At 65.5% G+C, this 17,047-nt stretch carries 18 protein-coding genes; 4 read left to right on the top strand and 14 right to left on the bottom strand.

The features are described from left to right. Nucleotides 1–66 precede the first annotated feature (66 nt). From ACCC94_RS01045 to ACCC94_RS01060, 4 genes are all read right to left on the bottom strand, one after another. A complete protein-coding gene (locus ACCC94_RS01045) occupies nt 67–741 on the bottom strand; it encodes a DUF1028 domain-containing protein (RefSeq protein WP_413347643.1) in 675 nt (224 codons plus the stop codon). A 192-nt stretch (nt 742–933) separates the two neighbouring features. Further along, complete coding sequence (locus ACCC94_RS01050; RefSeq protein ID WP_015474916.1) at nt 934–1,344, bottom strand: RidA family protein; 411 nt, start codon at nt 1,342–1,344, stop codon at nt 934–936. Nucleotides 1,345–1,347: 3 nt separating this feature from the next. Further along, on the bottom strand, nt 1,348–2,676 hold the full coding sequence (locus ACCC94_RS01055) for a flavin-containing monooxygenase (RefSeq protein WP_413347644.1): 1,329 nt from the start codon (nt 2,674–2,676) through the stop codon (nt 1,348–1,350). A gap of 422 nt (nt 2,677–3,098) precedes the next feature. Further along, nucleotides 3,099–4,019 carry a LysR family transcriptional regulator gene (locus tag ACCC94_RS01060; RefSeq protein WP_413347645.1) on the bottom strand — a complete coding sequence of 307 codons (921 nt, stop codon included), beginning with the start codon at nt 4,017–4,019 and terminating at the stop codon, nt 3,099–3,101. 137 nt (nt 4,020–4,156) lie between these two features. Between ACCC94_RS01060 and ACCC94_RS01065 the strand changes: the two genes are divergently transcribed. The 3 genes from ACCC94_RS01065 to ACCC94_RS01075 all read left to right on the top strand — a co-directional run bounded on the left by ACCC94_RS01065 (nt 4,157) and on the right by ACCC94_RS01075 (nt 7,485). Continuing rightward, nucleotides 4,157–5,503 (top strand): aspartate aminotransferase family protein, encoded by a 1,347-nt coding sequence (locus tag ACCC94_RS01065; RefSeq protein ID WP_413347646.1) that lies wholly within the window; start codon nt 4,157–4,159, stop codon nt 5,501–5,503. Next, on the top strand, nt 5,504–5,815 hold the full coding sequence (locus ACCC94_RS01070) for a cupin domain-containing protein (protein WP_413347647.1): 312 nt from the start codon (nt 5,504–5,506) through the stop codon (nt 5,813–5,815). A 173-nt stretch (nt 5,816–5,988) separates the two neighbouring features. Next, nucleotides 5,989–7,485 carry a CoA-acylating methylmalonate-semialdehyde dehydrogenase gene (locus tag ACCC94_RS01075; RefSeq protein WP_024766243.1) on the top strand — a complete coding sequence of 499 codons (1,497 nt, stop codon included), beginning with the start codon at nt 5,989–5,991 and terminating at the stop codon, nt 7,483–7,485. A gap of 127 nt (nt 7,486–7,612) precedes the next feature. Here the strand turns inward: ACCC94_RS01075 and ACCC94_RS01080 are convergent, their stop codons facing one another. From ACCC94_RS01080 to ACCC94_RS01100, 5 genes are all read right to left on the bottom strand, one after another. Then, a complete protein-coding gene (locus ACCC94_RS01080) occupies nt 7,613–8,140 on the bottom strand; it encodes an REP-associated tyrosine transposase (RefSeq protein ID WP_413347648.1) in 528 nt (175 codons plus the stop codon). Between the two features lie 138 nt (nt 8,141–8,278). After that, nucleotides 8,279–8,731 carry a Bro-N domain-containing protein gene (locus ACCC94_RS01085; protein ID WP_413347649.1) on the bottom strand — a complete coding sequence of 151 codons (453 nt, stop codon included), beginning with the start codon at nt 8,729–8,731 and terminating at the stop codon, nt 8,279–8,281. Nucleotides 8,732–9,797: 1,066 nt separating this feature from the next. Next, on the bottom strand, nt 9,798–10,223 hold the full coding sequence (locus ACCC94_RS01090) for a GNAT family N-acetyltransferase (RefSeq protein ID WP_413347650.1): 426 nt from the start codon (nt 10,221–10,223) through the stop codon (nt 9,798–9,800). Between the two features lie 231 nt (nt 10,224–10,454). Then, nucleotides 10,455–10,772, bottom strand: a complete 318-nt coding sequence (locus ACCC94_RS01095) for a DUF2845 domain-containing protein (RefSeq protein WP_413347651.1) — start codon at nt 10,770–10,772, stop codon at nt 10,455–10,457. A 73-nt stretch (nt 10,773–10,845) separates the two neighbouring features. Beyond that, entirely contained in the window at nt 10,846–11,652 is an 807-nt protein-coding gene (locus ACCC94_RS01100) for an NYN domain-containing protein (protein ID WP_413347652.1), read from the bottom strand. 199 nt (nt 11,653–11,851) lie between these two features. Here ACCC94_RS01100 and ACCC94_RS01105 point away from each other — a divergent pair, with 199 nt between their 5' ends. Beyond that, nucleotides 11,852–12,409, top strand: coding sequence for a hypothetical protein (locus ACCC94_RS01105; protein ID WP_413347653.1), 558 nt, complete (start codon nt 11,852–11,854; stop codon nt 12,407–12,409). A gap of 55 nt (nt 12,410–12,464) precedes the next feature. On the opposite strand, the gene siaD is transcribed toward ACCC94_RS01105, so the two are convergent. From siaD to ACCC94_RS01130, 5 genes are all read right to left on the bottom strand, one after another. After that, the gene (gene siaD / locus ACCC94_RS01110; RefSeq protein ID WP_413347654.1) at nt 12,465–13,253 is read right to left on the bottom strand and encodes a biofilm regulation diguanylate cyclase SiaD; all 789 of its coding nucleotides are present in this window, start codon (nt 13,251–13,253) and stop codon (nt 12,465–12,467) included. Between the two features lie 5 nt (nt 13,254–13,258). Then, entirely contained in the window at nt 13,259–13,639 is a 381-nt protein-coding gene (gene siaC / locus ACCC94_RS01115; protein ID WP_413347655.1) for a biofilm regulation phosphoprotein SiaC, read from the bottom strand. A 25-nt stretch (nt 13,640–13,664) separates the two neighbouring features. Next, nucleotides 13,665–14,207, bottom strand: coding sequence for a biofilm regulation protein kinase SiaB (gene siaB, locus ACCC94_RS01120; RefSeq protein WP_413347656.1), 543 nt, complete (start codon nt 14,205–14,207; stop codon nt 13,665–13,667). Nucleotides 14,208–14,217: 10 nt separating this feature from the next. Beyond that, nucleotides 14,218–16,206 (bottom strand): biofilm regulation protein phosphatase SiaA, encoded by a 1,989-nt coding sequence (siaA, locus tag ACCC94_RS01125; RefSeq protein ID WP_413347657.1) that lies wholly within the window; start codon nt 16,204–16,206, stop codon nt 14,218–14,220. Nucleotides 16,207–16,396: 190 nt separating this feature from the next. Continuing rightward, nucleotides 16,397–17,047, bottom strand: a 651-nt coding sequence (locus ACCC94_RS01130; protein WP_413347658.1) for a CheB methylesterase domain-containing protein, incomplete at its 5' end; no start/stop codon positions are given.

The following is a 17,047-nucleotide window of genomic DNA, read 5'->3' on the forward strand; positions in this document are numbered from 1 at the left end:
TGCTCGCGAACAAAACCCGCTGCGAGGCCGGGTTCGCGAGCAAGCTCGCTCCTACATTTCTAAGTCTTACTCGTCCCCCGGCACACCGTAGCTCGGTGCCTTGGTCGGGTCGAGGGCGCGCACGAGGTAGTCTTCCAGCTGCGGCTTGTAGGCCACCCAGAGTTTCTCCAGCTCATCGATGGGCGCTTCGTCCGCCCAGTCCACGCGCAGGTCGACGATCGGCCAGACCAGGTCGCCGACCACCTTCAGCGCCGCCGAATGCACCGGGCCGGCTTCGCCGCCGGCGGCCATCGCCGCCTGCATCGCCGCCAGCAGGCGCTCGGCCAGGCAGCCGTTGGCGCTTTCGAAGGCCTGGGTCATGGCTTCGATCACCGCGGTGGACGACAGCAGGTTGCCCGCCGCCACGCAGTTCTCCCCGGCCACGGCGTTGTACACGCCCAGCGCTTCGCTGCCGGTGAACAGCGCGACCTTGCCGTGCTGGTCGATCACCGTCACCTGGCGGTACTGGCTGTAGCCGTTGCTGGACAGCGCCTGGTCCAGCGCCGCGCCCGGTTCGAGGCCGGCTTCGAGTCGGTCGAGGATCTGCGGGCCGAGGGCCGGCAGGGTGATGTTCTGCGTGGCCACCGCGCCGACGCCGGCGCGTACCCAGGGGCAGCGGGCGCCCACGGCGATGCTCGAGGAGCTGATGGCGATACCCAGTTGTCCGGTTTCGGCGCAGCGGCCGACGATGGAGAAGGTCATGGTGGCTCCTTGCTTGTTCTGATAGCTAAAACGACAAAGGGCGATGCGGAAAATCCGCATCGCCTTCACGCTTGAAAGCGTCACGAGCGACGGCCAGGCAAGGCGGGGCCGGTCGAGAAAAGCGGAGTTTGCTGTAGCAAATGAGCATTTTCTCGACCGGCCCCAACGCAGCATGGCCTAGCGCAGTAGCTTTCAGTCCGGAATGACCGCGATGACGTCGATCTCCATCAGCCACTGCGGCTGGCCGAGGGCCGAAACCACCAGGCCGGTGGAGATCGGGAACACGCCCTTCAGCCATTTGCCCACTTCCTGGTACACCGGCTCGCGGTAGCGCGGGTCGATCAGGTAGGTGGTGGTCTTGACGATGTGCGACAGGTCGCTGCCGGCTTCTTCCAGCAGTTGCTTGACGTTCTTCATCGCCTGCTCGGCCTGGGCGCGCGGGTCGCCCAGGCCCACCAGGTTGCCCTCGAAATCAGTCCCGACCTGGCCGCGTACGTACACGGTGTTGCCGGCGCGCACGGCCTGGCAGAGGTCGTTGTCCAGGGTCTGGTTCGGGTAGGTGTCCTTGGTGTTGAACATGCGGATGCGAGTGTGGGTAGGCATCTCTTACTCCCAGGAAGCGGCTTTCTGAACGGAGGCTTCGCGCTGCGAAGCGTCCCGGTATTCGACATAACGGCGTTGGGTGGCGATGTGGCCGGCCACGTGCTTGGCGTCGTGCCACACGCCCCAGATGAACGAGGAGCCACGGCGCGACAGCCACGGCAGGCCGACGAAGTACACGCCCGGCTCGCGGGATACGCCGCGCTGGTGCTTGGGCTTGCCCTTGTCGTCGAAGGCGTCCACCTGCAGCCAGTTGAAGTCCACGGCGTAGCCGGTGGCCCAGATGATCGAGGTGATGCCGGCCTCGGCCAGGTCCAGTTGCTGGATCGGGTTGCGGATGCACTCGGCGTCCGGGTAGACCTTGCGGGCTTCCGGCTCCAGCGGCAGGTCCAGGCCGTTGCGTTCGATGTAGGCGTCGGCGGCGTCCAGCAGGCCGAGGTAGTTGTCGTCGCCAGCCTTGAGGTTGGCCACCAGGTCGTCCTGGAAGGTCACCTTGCCGTCAGCGAAGGACTTGGTCAGGCCGGTCAGGGTGATGCCCTCGTTGGCCAGGCGGCGGAAGTCGATGGTCTCGCCGCCACGGGCACCGCTCACGGCGATGGTCACGTGCTCGCGGCCCGGCTGCACTTCCTCGGCGTCCCACAGGCCGAGCACGCCCAGCCACCAGACGAAGTCGCGGTTGCGGTAGGAGCGCGGCGGACGGTCATGGGCGCCCACGGACAGGTAGGTCTTCTTGCCGGCGCGGTTCAGCTCGTCGGCGATCTGCACGCCGGAGGAGCCGGCACCGATCACCAGCACGGCGCCCTCGGGCAGCTGCTGCGGGTTGAAGTACTTGGCCGAATGGATCTGGTAGAGGCCTTCCTCCTTCGGCGCGATGGCCGGGATCACCGGGCGCTGGAACGGGCCGGTGGCGGAGACGATACGCAGGGCCTGGAGGGTGCCCTCGGAGGTTTCCACGGAAAAGCCGGGGCGGCCCTCGTTGCGGGTGACCTTCTTCACTTCCACGCCGGTGCGGATCGGCGCGTTGAATTGCTTGGCGTAGGCGACGAAGTAGTCGGCGACCTGCTCCTTGTGCGGGAAATCGTCCGGGCCGACCGGGAATTCCAGGTTCGGGAAGCGGTCATGCCAGGCCGGGCCGTTGGCGACCAGCGAGTCCCAGCGCCCGGTGCGCCAGGCTTCGGCGATGCGGCTCTTTTCCAGCACGATGTGCGGCACGCCCTGCTGGGTCAGGTGCTCGCTCATGGCGACGCCGGCTTGTCCGGCGCCAACGACCAGCGTGTCGATTTCCAGGTTATCAAGCGACTTCTTGCCGAAGGCGCCTGGATTCAGGTCGGTCATGGCTTGCTTCCTCAGACTCTGATCACGTTTGTTCTTGTTGCGGCTGCGGTGAGCTGTTGGCCGCATTCTGTTCAGAGGCTGGGATTAGCGAAATTATGTTTTTTGTAGTCGCAGGCTAGGGAAAAGCTGCACCCACGCAAACCCCGCGGCCCGCGGGCTGCAGCGGTGGGGGTATAGGATTTTTGGTGGCTGGGGCGACAAATTGGATAGGCAGAAATGCCTTGCGCGGTTTTTTCGTAGGATCGAGGGGGCGCCTGGTCCTTGCTCGCGAACAGGGTCCGCTGCGGGGGGCTGGTTCGCGAGCAAGCTCGCTCCTACAGTCGAGGGCCAGGCCTGAGCGTAGGAGCGGACTCTGTCCGCGATGGCGTCCGGCGCGATGCGAACCAATCGCGGACGGAGTCCGCTCCTACAAGAGCTTCGCCTCAGCGGCTTTCCGCCACCGCCTCGATGAACCGCTCCAGCACCAGGTTCGGCCGGCGTCCCTTGCGGGTCACCACGGTCAGCGGGATGTCGTAGTGGAAGCGCTCCGGCCGCAGCGCGCGCAGGCGGCCCTGGGCGACCCAGTCGGCGGCGTAGTGGTCGGGCAGGTAGCCGATGTAGCTGCCGGTGAGAATCAGGAAGGCCATGCCCTCGCGGTCCGAGGCTGTCGCGCTGCCCGAGAGTTCCTGGTGTCGCTCCTGCGCCTCTGCCGGAATGCGATAGCTCGGCGCTACCGCGTCGCAGGCGTGGATTTCCTCCACCGTGATGCTCGCGTCGCCGCGCTCGAACAGCGGGTGTTCCTGGCTGCAGAACAGCAGCGAGCGTTCCTCATAAAGAGCCGAATACTCCAGCCCGGACAGCGGACTGATGAGCGGCACCACTCCCACATGCAACCGTCCGTCGAGAACGCCCAGTTCGATCTCGTTGGGCGTGGTCATCCCGATATTGATCCGCACGCCCGGCCCGCTGGCCTTCAGCGCGCGCAGGGCGTGGGTGATGCGCATCTGCGGCAGGGTCACCAGGTTGTTGATGATGCCGATGTTCAGCTCGCCACGCAGGTGCTGGTGCAGTTCGTTGACCTCGGCGCGGAAGCCCTCCAGCGCCGCCAGCAGCGACTGCGTGGCGCGGTATACCTCGCGGCCCTCGTCGGTCAGTGCGAATCCCGCCCGGCCGCGCTGGCACAGGCGCATGCCCAGGCGCTTTTCCAGGTCGCCCATGTGCAGGCTGATGGCCGAACGGCTGATGCCCAGCGTGCTTTCCGCGGCCGAGAAGCTGCCGCACTCGACTATGGTTTTGAAGATGCGCAGCAGGCGGATCTCGAAGTCGCTGACCTGGCCCAGGGAAGGAGCACGGGGTTTTGCCATTTTAGTTTTACCAACTCGAAACTGAACGTAAGAAGAATAAGCTTTAACTCACGTTTAGTCAGGCCCAATCTACGGGCATCGCACCAGGCACGACGCGGCCTGCGCGCCCAACAAGACTGTCGTCGAGGACATGCTCCATGAACCAGCAAGTGAACGTCACCCCGTCGGTGGCCAGCGAACTGAACCTGAAGGCCCACTGGATGCCCTTCAGCGCCAACCGCAACTTCCACAAGGATCCGCGCATCATCGTCGCCGCCGAAGGCAGCTGGCTGGTGGACGACAAGGGCCGCAAGATCTACGACAGCCTGTCGGGCCTGTGGACCTGCGGCGCCGGTCACTCGCGCAAGGAAATCGCCGACGCGGTGGCCAAGCAGCTGACCACCCTCGACTACTCCCCGGCCTTCCAGTACGGCCACCCGCTGTCCTTCAAGCTGGCCGAGAAGATCACCCAGCTGACCCCGGCGGGTCTGGACCACGTGTTCTTCACCGGTTCCGGCTCCGAGTGCGCCGACACTTCGATCAAGATGGCCCGCGCCTACTGGCGCCTGAAAGGCCAGGCGCAGAAGACCAAGCTGATCGGCCGCGCCCGTGGCTACCACGGCGTGAACGTCGCCGGCACCGCGCTGGGCGGCATCGGTGGCAACCGCAAGATGTTCGGCCAGCTGATGGACGTCGACCACCTGCCGCACACCCTGCAGCCGGGCCTGGCCTTCACCAAGGGTATGGCCGAGACCTGCGGCGTCGAGCTGGCCAACGAACTGCTGAAGCTGATCGAGCTGCATGACGCCTCGAACATCGCTGCCGTCATCGTCGAGCCGATGTCCGGTTCCGCCGGCGTCCTGGTACCGCCGAAGGGCTACCTGCAACGCCTGCGCGAAATCTGTGACCAGCACAACATCCTGCTGATCTTCGACGAAGTGATCACCGCCTTCGGCCGCATGGGCAAGGCCACCGGCGCCGAGTTCTTCGGCGTGAAGCCGGACATCATGAACGTCGCCAAGCAGGTCACCAACGGCGCCATTCCCATGGGCGCGGTGATCGCCAGCAGCGAAATCTACGACACCTTCATGGGCCAGAACCTGCCGGAATACGCTGTCGAGTTCGGCCACGGCTACACCTACTCCGCGCACCCGGTCGCCTGCGCCGCCGGCCTCGCCGCGCTGGACCTGCTGGAAAAAGAGAACCTGATCCAGCAGTCGCTGGAACTCGCTCCCTACTTCGAGAAGGCCCTGCATGGCCTGAAAGGCGCAAAGAACGTCATCGACATCCGCAACTGCGGCCTGGCCGGCGCGATCCAGATCGGCGCCCGCGACGGCGACGCCATCGTGCGTCCGTTCGAAGCCAGCATGAAGCTGTGGAAGGAAGGCTTCTACGTGCGCTTCGGCGGCGACACCCTGCAGTTCGGCCCGACCTTCAACGCCAAGCCCGAGGACCTGGACCGCCTGTTCAGCGCCGTGGGCGATGCCCTCAACGGGGTTGCGTAAGTGAGCGAGCGTCCGAAGGCCGTCCCCACGGTACAGATCGACAACGACAAGGTCCTGGTCACCGAGTGGCGCTTCGCCCCCGGTGCCGAGACCGGCTGGCACCGCCACGGCATGGAATATGTCGTGGTCCCGGTGACCAACGGCGAGCTGCTGCTGGAAACCCCCGAGGGCGAGCGCCGCGCGCCGCTGGTCCTGGGGGCGAGCTACACCCGCCAGATCGGTACCGAGCACAACGTGATCAACCCTTGCGATCACGAAGTGGCCTTCATCGAGATCGAGCTCAAGCAGGACGACCACCCGCACAGCCACTGAGCGCGCGGGCACGCGAGAAGGCATGCCGGGACGAGTCACCTTAGAGTGACTGTCGGCATGCCTTGCAGCCCACGCTTCACACCGAACAATTCCCTCTCCCTTCAGGGAGAGGGCTGGGGAGAGGGGCTCTCGAAGCCCTTCACCCGAACCACTCAAGCGAGAAGAGACAGCCCATGACCACCGTCAAGCACCTGATCGGCGGCGAGATGATCGCCGACACCGGCCGCACCGCCGACGTCTTCAACCCGTCCACCGGCGAAGCCATCCGCAAGGTCCCGCTGGCCAGCCGCGAAACCGTGCAGCAGGCCATCGACGCCGCCAAGGCTGCCTTCCCGGCCTGGCGCAACACCCCGCCGGCCAAGCGCGCCCAGGTCCTGTTCCGCTTCAAGCAACTGCTCGAAGCCAACGAAGCGCGCATCAGCCAGCTGATCAGCGAAGAACACGGCAAGACCCTCGAAGACGCCGCCGGTGAACTCAAGCGCGGCATCGAAAACGTCGAGTACGCCAGCGCCGCTCCGGAAATCCTCAAGGGTGAATACAGCCGCAACGTCGGCCCGAACATCGACGCCTGGAGCGACTTCCAGCCGATCGGCGTGGTTGCCGGCATCACCCCGTTCAACTTCCCGGCCATGGTGCCCCTGTGGATGTACCCGCTGGCCATCGCCTGCGGCAACACCTTCATCCTCAAGCCGTCCGAGCGTGACCCGAGCTCCACCCTGCTGATCGCCGAACTCTTCGAAGAAGCCGGCCTGCCCAAGGGCGTGCTGAACGTGGTGCACGGCGACAAGACCGCCGTGGACGCGCTGATCGAGGCCCCGGAAGTCAAAGCCCTGAGCTTCGTGGGCTCGACCCCGATCGCCGAGTACATCTATTCCGAAGGCACCAAGCGCGGCAAGCGCGTACAGGCCCTGGGCGGCGCCAAGAACCACGCCGTACTGATGCCCGACTGCGATCTGGACAACGCCGTCAGCGCCCTGATGGGTGCGGCCTACGGCTCCTGCGGCGAGCGCTGCATGGCCATCTCCGTGGCCGTTTGCGTCGGCGACCAGATCGGCGACGCGCTGGTCGAGAAGATCGTTCCGCAGATCAAGGCCCTGAAGATCGGCGCCGGCACCTCCTGCGGCCTCGACATGGGCCCGCTGGTCACCGGGGCTGCCCAGCAGAAAGTCACCGGCTACATCGACGCCGGCGTCGAGCAGGGCGCCCAGCTGCTGGTCGACGGTCGCAACTACAAGGTCGCCGGTCACGAGAACGGCTTCTTCGTCGGCGGCACCCTGTTCGACAAGGTGACCCCGGACATGACCATCTACCAGGAAGAAATCTTCGGCCCGGTGCTGTGCATCGTGCGCGTGAACAGCCTGGAAGAAGCCATGCAGCTGATCAACGACCACGAATACGGCAACGGCACCTGCATCTTCACCCGCGACGGTGAAGCGGCCCGCCTGTTCTGCGACGAGATCGAAGTCGGCATGGTCGGCGTCAACGTACCGCTGCCGGTACCGGTCGCTTATCACAGCTTCGGCGGCTGGAAGCGTTCGCTGTTCGGCGACTTGCACGCTTACGGCCCGGATGGCGTGCGCTTCTACACCAAGCGCAAGGCCATCACCCAGCGCTGGCCGCAGCGCAAGTCGCACGAAGCGGCGCAGTTCGCCTTCCCCAGCAATGGCTGAGGGTGAATAAGCGGTAGGAAAAAGGCCGGTCGGATGACCGGCCTTTTTTATTTCCGACGAATTTGCCAATAGCGCCGTTCTTACCGGGAGCGCACTTGTACGATGGTGTGGAGCGCAGCGATACCCATCATTCCCCCGCCTCGACTTCCTCCGCCGCCTGTCCTCCCCAATCTCTCGCCAGCAACCCATCACGCACGTAGCGATGGAACGACGACCATCGCCAATCGACCGCGCGGGTGACATGGCCGTGCTTGCACGGATTGAAGTGGATGTAGTCCGCGTGCCGTGTGAAGTCGAGGTCATCGCGGATTCGATGCTCCCAATAGCGCCGCTGCCAGATGCCGCGCTCACCCTTGGTCTGACGACTGCCGGAGACGACTTCCGTCCTGGGCAGCGCCCGTGAGAATTCTGTCTTGATCAACCGCCAGCGCAGGGCGTAATTGGCGTCACCTTGCTCAAGGGTGCAGATGGCATGCAGGTGGTCGGGGAGGATGACGATGGCATCGACGTGCCAGGGGTGGCGTTGTTGCACGTAGCGAAAGGCTGCGCGGAGCGAGTCGATGTTTTCTACCAGCAATTGGGAGCGGCGATCTGCCAACGCGAGGGTGAAGAACCAGGTGGCGCCGTCTGTTCTGTCGCGGCGGTATGAGGTCATGGCGCATCCTCCGGATTGTTGATGGGTATCGCTGCGCTGCACGCCATCCTACGTTCGAGGTCACGTGCAGCTCTGCGGGAGCCGGCTGAAACCTTTGTAGGATGGCGTGGAGCGCAGCGATACCCATGCTGAGGCGGATCAGGAGCGATCGAGCATCCGGGGGATTTCGTCCCAGCGCATCCACAGGTCGCCTTGCCAGTTCAGCAGCATCAGGCGGCGGGCGTCCCAGGTGAGGAGGACGCGGCGGGGGGAGTCAGAATCGGGGGTGTGCTGGTCGCGCAGGGTGGGGAGGACGTCCTGGGTGAGCCAGCGGTCGAGGGCTTCGAGTTCGGGGTGGCCGAAGCGGAGCAGGGCCTTGTAGACGGCGGCTTCGCTGAGCATGACGGTTTCTTCGTCGCTGCCGGTGCTGTAGGTGAGGCGGACGGTGCGGACTTCGTGGGGGTAGAAGCGGTGCTGGATGCTGTGGGGGAAGCGGTAGGCGACCAGGCGGGCGATGTCGCGGGCGGCGAACCAGGGTTGGTTGTCGATCAGGACGCCGCGCAGGGGGCGGTTGTGGCGGGTGAAGAAGGTTGGGGTGTAGGTGTTGTGCATTGATGAAGCTCCACTAGAAGTTTAGAGCTGCCATCGACGTCGCCAAACGAAGGGAGGCAGACCGCGCGGGGTTGGCGAACCGGCTAGTGGTGCCCGGCAGACCCGGAGGTCTCCCCGCGCGATCCGCCATTGAGCGTTGCAGAAAATTCTGCACGTGCGGGGACCTGCAAGAACATTCGCTGTTCTCGCAAGCGCCTTCAAGCGCTTTCGCGCCACTAGTTCCGGGTCGCCAAACCCAGGTCACTGATGTGACTGGGCGAGGATAGGAACGGGTGGGGAGCCCAACAAGCAGCCATTTCCGGCGTGCGTGTAGGAGCGAGCTTGCTCGCGAACCGCTCAGTTCCAGTGCTCCCGTCTAGAAGTGCGCCATGCTCGCGACGCTTCTTGGTCGGGTGTCCTGCGCCGCTTCGGCGTGCGCACGGACCTCTGGTTTCGCCCCCTCGGGCGAGTCCCTTTTGGCAAACGCCCCAAAAGGAACCAAAAGGTCTTGCCCCGGACATCCGGTTTTTCGCTTAGGCGAAAAATTCCCTCGTTGAAGCGGAGTTTCAGGGGCACGCCGCGAAGGGCCATCCCTGGCCCATCGCGGCTCTCGCGACATCCATGTCGCTCAACCCCTGAAACTCCACTTCAACGAGGCCTCCTGAACGGGGCAGTTCGGAGTGCGCGGGTGTTTCTCTGGAAGTCTTCAAGAGCCAAAGTCAAATCGGTGTGGAGTTGGAGGCTCTTCGTAGGAGCGAGCTTGCTCGCGAACCGCATGGCACCGCGGCTTACCTGTAGGAGCGGACCAACGCAGAACAGAGTAGGGCGGATAACGCCCCCGGCGTTATCCGCCGTATTGGCGGATAACCCGTTCCGGGTTATGCGCCCTATGGGGCTGTCCGCGCCGGCTGATTCGTGGTTTCGGCCGGCGCCGAACGGTCCCCTCTCCCTCTGGGAGAGGGTTAGGGTGAGGGGTGGCCCCGCGAACGAGTCATGCGGGACCACAGACTATCGGCAATCTGCAGGCAAGGCCGGCGTTGGACGGGTTCGCGAGCAAGCTCGCTCCTACAGGGGAAAGGCTCGGCGATCAGCCCAGGTGCTTCTTCAGGTAGATGCGCTGATGCCCCGGCGGGCAATCCTCCAGCACGCCCATGCGCTCGAAGCCCTGTTTCTCGTAGAAGCCGGGGGCCTGGAAGCTGTAGGTGTAGAGGAACAGGCCAACGCAGCCGCGGCGGCGGGCTTCGTCTTCGGCCAGGGCGATGAGCTGGCTGCCCAGGCCGCTGCCGCGCTGGTCGTCCTGCAGCCACAGGTAGTCGATGTAGAGCCAGCCCATGCCGGACTGGCCGAACATGCCGCCGACCACTTCGCCGTCTTCGCTGCGGGCGTAGAGTTCGAAGTCGTCGTAGGTGTTGCTGCGGCCCATCTGGCCCAGGTTGTAGGCGAGCAGGCCCTTGACCACGATGTCGCGCGCTTGCGGGTCGATGCCCAGGGTGAAGTCGAATTGGCTTTGCATGGTGCCCTCCAGACTGGCAAAGGCGAACAGTCTAGGGAGATGCAGCCTCGATGGGTAGGCGCCTTTGGTAGCGGCGGTCAGGTGGCGTGAAAACGCGAGGGTATTGCGCACGGTGTTCGCCCCTGCGCAGGCCCTGCCCCGGACGTAGGGCGAATAACGCGCAGCGTTATCCGCCGTCCGTGCGGCGGATAACCCGTTCCGGGTTATGCGCCCTACGGGAAATCGTGTCGCTCAGAGCAGTTCCTTGCGCGTGGTGTTGATCAGTTGCAGTTGCGTGTCACGGAAGAACAGATAGCGATAGGCGCCATTGCTGGGGCCGTACATCCAGGTTTCCAGTTGCGGCCGGCCGGGGATGAATTTGCCGTCCGACCCTCGACGTGGCTGCGTGGGCGGTGTGACGACGCGCTTGTCCGGCTGCCCGCACTTGGCAAGCACCTCGTCCATCGGGTCGCCCTCGTTGATCAGGCTGGTGCCGCAGCGCAGGGTGCCGGCCTGGGCGGCACCGGCGGCCGTAAGGGACAGGAGCAGGGCAATCAGCCAGGGGCGCATGGTCGGTTCCATTGCAGATTCGCCGGCCAGTCTAATGCCGGACGAGCGAGTGCTTCATTGCGCTGAGGCAGGCTCAGCGCACCGGGCCGACGTTGCGCACGTAGAGGTCCACGCCACCGCTGCCACTGGTGCCCCGTGCCTGCAGTTCGAAGCGCTTGGGGTGGCCCTTGATCAGGTCGCTGAGCTTCTTGAAGCCATACAGGCGCGGGTCGAACGCCGGCTGCAGCTTGCTGATGTTCTGTCCCAGAGCACCCAGTTGCACCCAGTCATCGTCGTCGCCGTCGATGTCGTCGAGCACCTTGGCGATGAAGTCCAGCGGGACCTTCTGCGACTTGGGTTTGCTGGCCGGCCTGGGCGCGTCGGCGGTACTCGGGGCAGCGGTCTTGTCGGTGGTGGGCGCGGGTTCGGCGACCGGTTCGGCGGCGGCGCGGAGGATTTCGGTGTAGATGAACTTGTCGCAGGCGGAGACGAAGGGCTTGGGCGTCTTCTCCTCGCCGAAGCCATAGACGGTCAGCCCTTCCTCGCGCAGGCGTGCGGCGAGCCGGGTGAAGTCGCTGTCGCTGGAGACCAGGCAGAAACCGTCGAAGCGGCGGGTGTAGAGCAGGTCCATGGCATCGATGATCAGCGCGCTGTCGGTGGCGTTCTTGCCGCTGGTGTAGGCGAACTGCTGCATGGGCTGGATGGAGTGGTCCAGAAGGACCTGTTTCCACTTGCCCAGGTTGGGCTTGGTCCAGTCGCCGTAGATGCGTTTGACGCTGGCGACGCCGTACTTGGCGATCTCCTCGAACAGGCCTTCGACGATGGCGGCGGGCGCATTGTCGGCGTCGATCAGCACGGCGAGGTGCTTCTGCTGGCGGGGAACGGGGGACTTGGTGGCCATGCTGCATCCTTTGCTGTGGTTACGACGACCTTAGTGCCCGTGGCCGGTCGCGACAACCCGCAGCGCCAACGAGATCCCGATAGAGTCATTGCGCCATCATTGGCGCAGGCATATCCTCCGCCACCGTTCAGGGAGGAACGCGGCGCCATCATTGGAGCGCGAACCGCCTGCGCGCCCATCCGCCATCGAAGGAATGACCATGCTTCGCTTTCTCTGTGTTTCCCTTTTCGCCATCCTGCTGACCGGCTGCGCCTCTTCGGCGAAGGTCGAGAACATGCAGGTCAACGACCAGCAGGCGCACACCCAGGGCTATGACGCCGCGCTGCGCGGCAACCTCCAGGTCAGCGACGTCGAGGGCGGCAAGAAGACCAACCCGCTGTGGACCTCGCAGATCGACGGCGCCGATTTCCGCGCTGCGCTGGAACAGTCGCTGGGCAAGGCCGGCCTGCTCGGCCAGGGCGACAAGGCTGCCTATTCGCTGCGCACCCGGCTGGTCAGCCTCGACCAGCCGGTCTTCGGCTTCAACTTCACCGTGACCTCGACCGTCGAGTACAGCCTGGTGGAAAACGCCGGCGGCCGCGTGGTCTGGCAGGAAACCGTGAAGGAGCCTTTCACTGCCGGCGTGGGCGATGCGTTCTATGGCGTGACGCGCCTGCGCCTGGCCAACGAAGGTTCGGCCCGCGCCAACATCAACACCCTGCTGCAACGCCTGGGAGGCCTGAAGCTGGGCGCCGGCCAGGTGTCGCTGCAGAACTGATCCCGCGCCGCCAGAGAAGCCCGGCCATGGCCGGGCTTTTTTCAGGGTGCCGCCGTTACGCGGTGGCGAACTCGCATTTGTCCCGCCCGCTGCGCTTGGCATCGAGCAGGGCGGCGTCGGCGCGGCTGAGGGTCTGGGAGTAGCTTTCTCCGGGCTGGTGCTCGGCGACGCCGAAGCTGGCGGTGACCGACAGGGCGTCGGTGCCCACGCGCACGGCCAGGCAGCGGATGTCGTTGCGCACGCGCTCGATGATGGCGGCGGAGTCGGCCAGGCGGGTATCGGGGAGGATCAGCAGGAATTCCTCGCCGCCCCAGCGGCCGCAGAGGTCGTACTGGCGCAGCGCGGCTTCCATGGCGCGGCCGATTTCCACCAGCACGCGGTCGCCGACTTCGTGGCCCCAGGTGTCGTTGACCTGCTTGAAGCGGTCGACGTCGAGCATGGCCAGCACGTACGGATCGCCGTGGCGCTGGGCGCGCTCGCTCTCTTCGCGCAGGCGCTCCATCAGCAGGCGGCGGTTGGCAATGCCGGTCAGGGTGTCGTGGGTCGAGGCTTCCTTCAGCGCGATGTTCAGGTCGCGCATCATGTCCTGGTAGCGGTCGGAGATGCGCGCGACCTTTTCCAGCTGGCGCAGCTGCTTGTGGTAGCGCTCGGAGAGGGTGCTGTTCTGCGCCCGGGCCATGGACTGGAAGCCGTCGGAAATCTTCGCGATGCGCTCCAGCCGCGCGAGCTGGTCGAGGGATTGCTGGTGTTTCAGGTACAAGGCCTCGCGCAGCGGGTGCCCCTGGTACTGTGGGTCGGCCAGCAGGTCTTCGATCAGCAGGTCCAGCTCGCGCTCGCTAGTCATGGCACTTACTCGTCGTAGGCTTGGATGACGAACGGGAAGGTACAGTCCTCGCGGAATTCCTCGGCCAGTTCGGCGACGCGCTCGTTGCGCCGGTCGTAGTGCCACGCCACGCGGGTGGCGCGGCCCTGGCCGTGGGCTTCTTCGAGCAGGTCGAAGATGTCCATCATGGCCTTGATCGAGCTGGTGTTGAGGTACAGCAGGCGCAGGTCGAGTTCCAGCGGGCGCTGCTCCTGGGTGAGGAAGCGTTCCACCCACTCGATGACCTGACCGAACAGCTCGTAGGAGTTCTCCGGGTAGGAGTCGCCCTGCATCGCGAGGATGCCGGCCTGCCAGTCGCCATGGATCTGTGGGGTGGATTGGGTGCCGTTGACGTGGAGATCGCTCATATCGGGTCTTCCTGAATTTCGCGGATCAGATCACGGCGCGCAGGCTGAAGAAGGCGCGGCCGTCGGGTTGTTCGGTAAGGGAGGTCTTGAGCGGCGCGCTGGACTTGCGGGCGATGTCCAGCAGGCCCAGCCCCGCGCCGGTGGAAGCTTCGGCGTCGCGCGGGCGGCGCAGCTGTTCCTTGTAGGCAGCCTTGAGCTGGGCCTTGTCGAACCCGGCGATGGCTTCGATGCTGCGCACCAGCCCCTGGCCGTCGGCCAGTTCCACCAGGTTGCCGGCGGAGACCACGTAGTGGCCTTCGTCGTTGCGGGCGATCGCCACGGTGGCCGAGGCCTCCTGATCGTTGTAGCCGCGCTGGGTGGCGTAGTGGCGGATGTTCTGGGTCATTTCGATATAGACGGCGAACACGTCCATCGCTTCGCTGGGGTGCGCCTGCTCGGCCTGCATGTAGTTGCGCAGCGCGTGGCCGATTTCCTCGATCAGGCTGCGCGAGATGGGCCCGTTGAAGCAGAGCAGGATGCGTTGCCGGGTGAAGCTCTCGCGCATGGCCAGCAGATCTAGCGATTCCATGGATTAACCCCTAGTCGAAGCGGAAAGAGAGGATGGTGATGTCGTCACGCTGCGGTTGCTCGCCCTGGTAGTGGGCGAGGGTAGCGGCGAATACCTCGGCCTGCTCGGCCAGTGGTCGGCGCGCGTGGTTGCGCAGCAGGTCGGCGAAGCGGCTGTTGCCGAAACCGAAGCCGTGCTCGCCGCCGGCCTGGTCGAGGAAGCCGTCGGTACACAGGTAGTAGGTCCAGCCGGCCTGCATCGGGATTTCCACGTCCTGGTAGTCGCCCTGGCGCTTGTCGCCGATGGCGCGGCGCGCTCCCTTGTATTCGCGAACGTCGTTGCCATCGCTGGCGAACAGGGAAATCTTCGCGCCGGAGAAGTGCAGCACGCGGCGTGGGTGGTCGACGCGCACCAGCCCCGCGTCCATGTTGGTGGCCAGCGAGTGAGTGAATTCTTCCTGGCCGAGCATGCCGCGCATCACGTGGTCGGTCTCGCGCAGGATGGCGGCCGGGTCGTGGCTCTTCACGCTGTCGATGGCATGGTCGATGGCGGCCAGGGCGAGCATGGTCATCAAGGCGCCGGGCACGCCGTGGCCGGCGCAGTCCACCACGCCGATCAGGCTGTCGAGGGGGCCTTCGCGGTAGATGTAGAAGTCGCCGCCGACCACGTCGCGCGGCTTCCACAGGACGAAATGATGTTCGCCCAGGGACGCCTGCAGCTGGCGGTCGGGGAGGATGGCGCGCTGGATCAGGCTGGCATAGTCGATGGAATCGCCGATCTTCTTCTGCGCCGCGGCCATCTCGCGGTTGGCCGCTTCCAGGGCCTGGGTGCGCTGCTGGACCTTGTCCTCCAGCTCCTCGGTGTGCCGGCGGACCTGGTCGGCCATGCTGGCGAAGGCGCTGGAGAGTTCGCCGATCTCGTCCGGGCGGGTGCGCGGCAGCGGGCTGTCGTACTGCCCGGCGGCAATCGCCTTGGCCGATTGCTTGAGGCCGCGCAGCGGGCGCAGCACCAGCAGGTCGACGGTGTAGGCGAAGCCGATCAGCAGGATCGCCAGCAGCCCGGCAAGGGTGCCCACCAGCGGCCAGATCCAGCGGCTGTCGAGCACCTGCGCGGCGTGCAGGTCGATGGCGCTGAGCACGTGCCAGCGCAGCTGCGGGATGTAGGCGGTGGCGATCAGCTGTTCCTTGCCGTCGAGGGTGGCCCACAGGGTTTCCACTTCGCCGGGGTTGGTTTCCGCCTGGCGCAGGGTCTGGCGCAGCGCGGTGCGCTCCTGGTCACTGCCCAGCAGGTCGTAGACGTGGTGCTTGGCCTGGCCGCTGGAGCCGGAGTTGTAGGCGATCAGGCGGGTATCCGGATGCGCCTGGATGGCGCCGTCCGGGTCGACGATCATCGGCGTCACCCCGGCCTCGCGGCGCGAGATGAACTGGTCGAGGAACTCGGTCAGGTCCAGGCCGCCGCCGGCCAGCCCGACCTTCTCGTTGCCGGCGCGCACCACCATGTTGAACCAGACCTTGGTGACCTTCAGCTTGGCGTCGTAGTTGACGTTGATGTTGTAGGTCTGGTCGCTGGCCAGCGTGTCGAAGTACCAGCGGTCCTGCGGGTCGCTGTCGCTGAGGGTGTAGCGCGGCGAATTGGACAGCGGCGAGCTGGAGTCGTTGAAGTAGTAGTGGCGCGAGGAGTCGACCACCACGAAGTAGGAGTAGTTGTGCTGGTCGGCGCGGAAGCCTTCGGCCTCGCGGAAGAACAGCGAGCGGCGTGCCGGATCGTTCTCGGCCAGCAGCCAGTCCTGGGTCACCACGGATTCGGCCAGGCGCCGCGACAGCGCCAGTTCGCGGATCACCGGCGCGATGATCTTCTGCTGGTTGAGCAGCGTGAAGTTCCTCGCGAAGGCGAGGCCGAAATGCGTGCGGATGTCTTCCATGGCCTTCCAGCCCAGCATCACTGCCGGTACCAGCGCCAGGAGACAGGCGATGAGCAGTGCCACCACCGATTTGCCGCGCAACCCCCATCTTGCCGCCATGGCTATCTCGATTCCCCGTGTCGCCCGCCGTGTGCCGGTCTTTTGGCGAAAGCTCAATTGTGCAGTTTGTGTACGGGCACAATCAAACCAAATTGCTATCGAATCGCCATAATATTGGCGCCACTCGATTGGCCGGAGTCTAGACCCTGTGGGAAAAGGTGCTCCGCCACAGAGGACGATTCCCGCAGAACTAGACGCGGTTCCCACTTCCGCTCTGGCGCGCCTGCTGTAGGAGCGAACCTGCTATGCGCTCCAGCGGCAGGACTTCCTTCGCCGCACCCAATTCCACCGCTTCCCTGGGCATGCCGTAGACCACACAGGTTGCTTCGTCCTGGGCGACGGTGTGGCCGCCGGCCTGGCGGATCGCCTGCAGGCCGCGCGCGCCGTCCTTGCCCATGCCGGTCAGCAATGCGGCGATGAGGTTGCGTCCGGCGCAGCGGGCGAGGGACTCGAACATCACGTCCACCGCCGGCCGGTGGCCATTCACCGCCGCCTCGCGGTGCAGGCGCACCACGTAGTTGGCTCCGCTGCGTTGCACTTCCATGTGGTAGTCGCCCGGGGCGACCAGCACATGGCCGGGGAGGATGCGGTCGCCGTCGCGGGCTTCGCGTACTGACAGGCGCGTCTGACGGTCCAGTCGCTCAGCGTAGGACTTGGTGAAGCCTGGCGGCATGTGCAGGGTGACGACCGTACCCGGGCAGTCCGGCGGCAGGCCCAGCAGCACCTCCTTGATCGCCTCGGTACCGCCGGTGGAGGCGCCGATGGCGAAGATCTTTTCCGTGCTCAGCAGCGGGCCGCCGCCGGCTTCGCCGACGCCGGCGGAGGTCGCCTGCCTCGCGCG

Origin of the sequence: Pseudomonas sp. Pseusp97, assembly GCF_047304025.1 — a bacterium.
Lineage (GTDB): Bacteria > Pseudomonadota > Gammaproteobacteria > Pseudomonadales > Pseudomonadaceae > Pseudomonas.

Coding starts and splice junctions, on each gene's coding strand:
- ACCC94_RS01045 (WP_413347643.1), bottom strand. CDS start 741: ATGACCTTCTCCATCGTCGGCCGCTGCGCCGAAACCGGACAACTGGGT.
- ACCC94_RS01050 (WP_015474916.1), bottom strand. CDS start 1,344: ATGCCTACCCACACTCGCATCCGCATGTTCAACACCAAGGACACCTAC.
- ACCC94_RS01055 (WP_413347644.1), bottom strand. CDS start 2,676: ATGACCGACCTGAATCCAGGCGCCTTCGGCAAGAAGTCGCTTGATAAC.
- ACCC94_RS01060 (WP_413347645.1), bottom strand. CDS start 4,019: ATGGCAAAACCCCGTGCTCCTTCCCTGGGCCAGGTCAGCGACTTCGAG.
- ACCC94_RS01065 (WP_413347646.1), top strand. CDS start 4,157: ATGAACCAGCAAGTGAACGTCACCCCGTCGGTGGCCAGCGAACTGAAC.
- ACCC94_RS01075 (WP_024766243.1), top strand. CDS start 5,989: ATGACCACCGTCAAGCACCTGATCGGCGGCGAGATGATCGCCGACACC.
- ACCC94_RS01080 (WP_413347648.1), bottom strand. CDS start 8,140: ATGACCTCATACCGCCGCGACAGAACAGACGGCGCCACCTGGTTCTTC.
- ACCC94_RS01085 (WP_413347649.1), bottom strand. CDS start 8,731: ATGCACAACACCTACACCCCAACCTTCTTCACCCGCCACAACCGCCCC.
- ACCC94_RS01090 (WP_413347650.1), bottom strand. CDS start 10,223: ATGCAAAGCCAATTCGACTTCACCCTGGGCATCGACCCGCAAGCGCGC.
- ACCC94_RS01095 (WP_413347651.1), bottom strand. CDS start 10,772: ATGCGCCCCTGGCTGATTGCCCTGCTCCTGTCCCTTACGGCCGCCGGT.
- ACCC94_RS01100 (WP_413347652.1), bottom strand. CDS start 11,652: ATGGCCACCAAGTCCCCCGTTCCCCGCCAGCAGAAGCACCTCGCCGTG.
- ACCC94_RS01105 (WP_413347653.1), top strand. CDS start 11,852: ATGCTTCGCTTTCTCTGTGTTTCCCTTTTCGCCATCCTGCTGACCGGC.
- siaD (WP_413347654.1), bottom strand. CDS start 13,253: ATGACTAGCGAGCGCGAGCTGGACCTGCTGATCGAAGACCTGCTGGCC.
- siaC (WP_413347655.1), bottom strand. CDS start 13,639: ATGAGCGATCTCCACGTCAACGGCACCCAATCCACCCCACAGATCCAT.
- siaB (WP_413347656.1), bottom strand. CDS start 14,207: ATGGAATCGCTAGATCTGCTGGCCATGCGCGAGAGCTTCACCCGGCAA.
- siaA (WP_413347657.1), bottom strand. CDS start 16,206: ATGGCGGCAAGATGGGGGTTGCGCGGCAAATCGGTGGTGGCACTGCTC.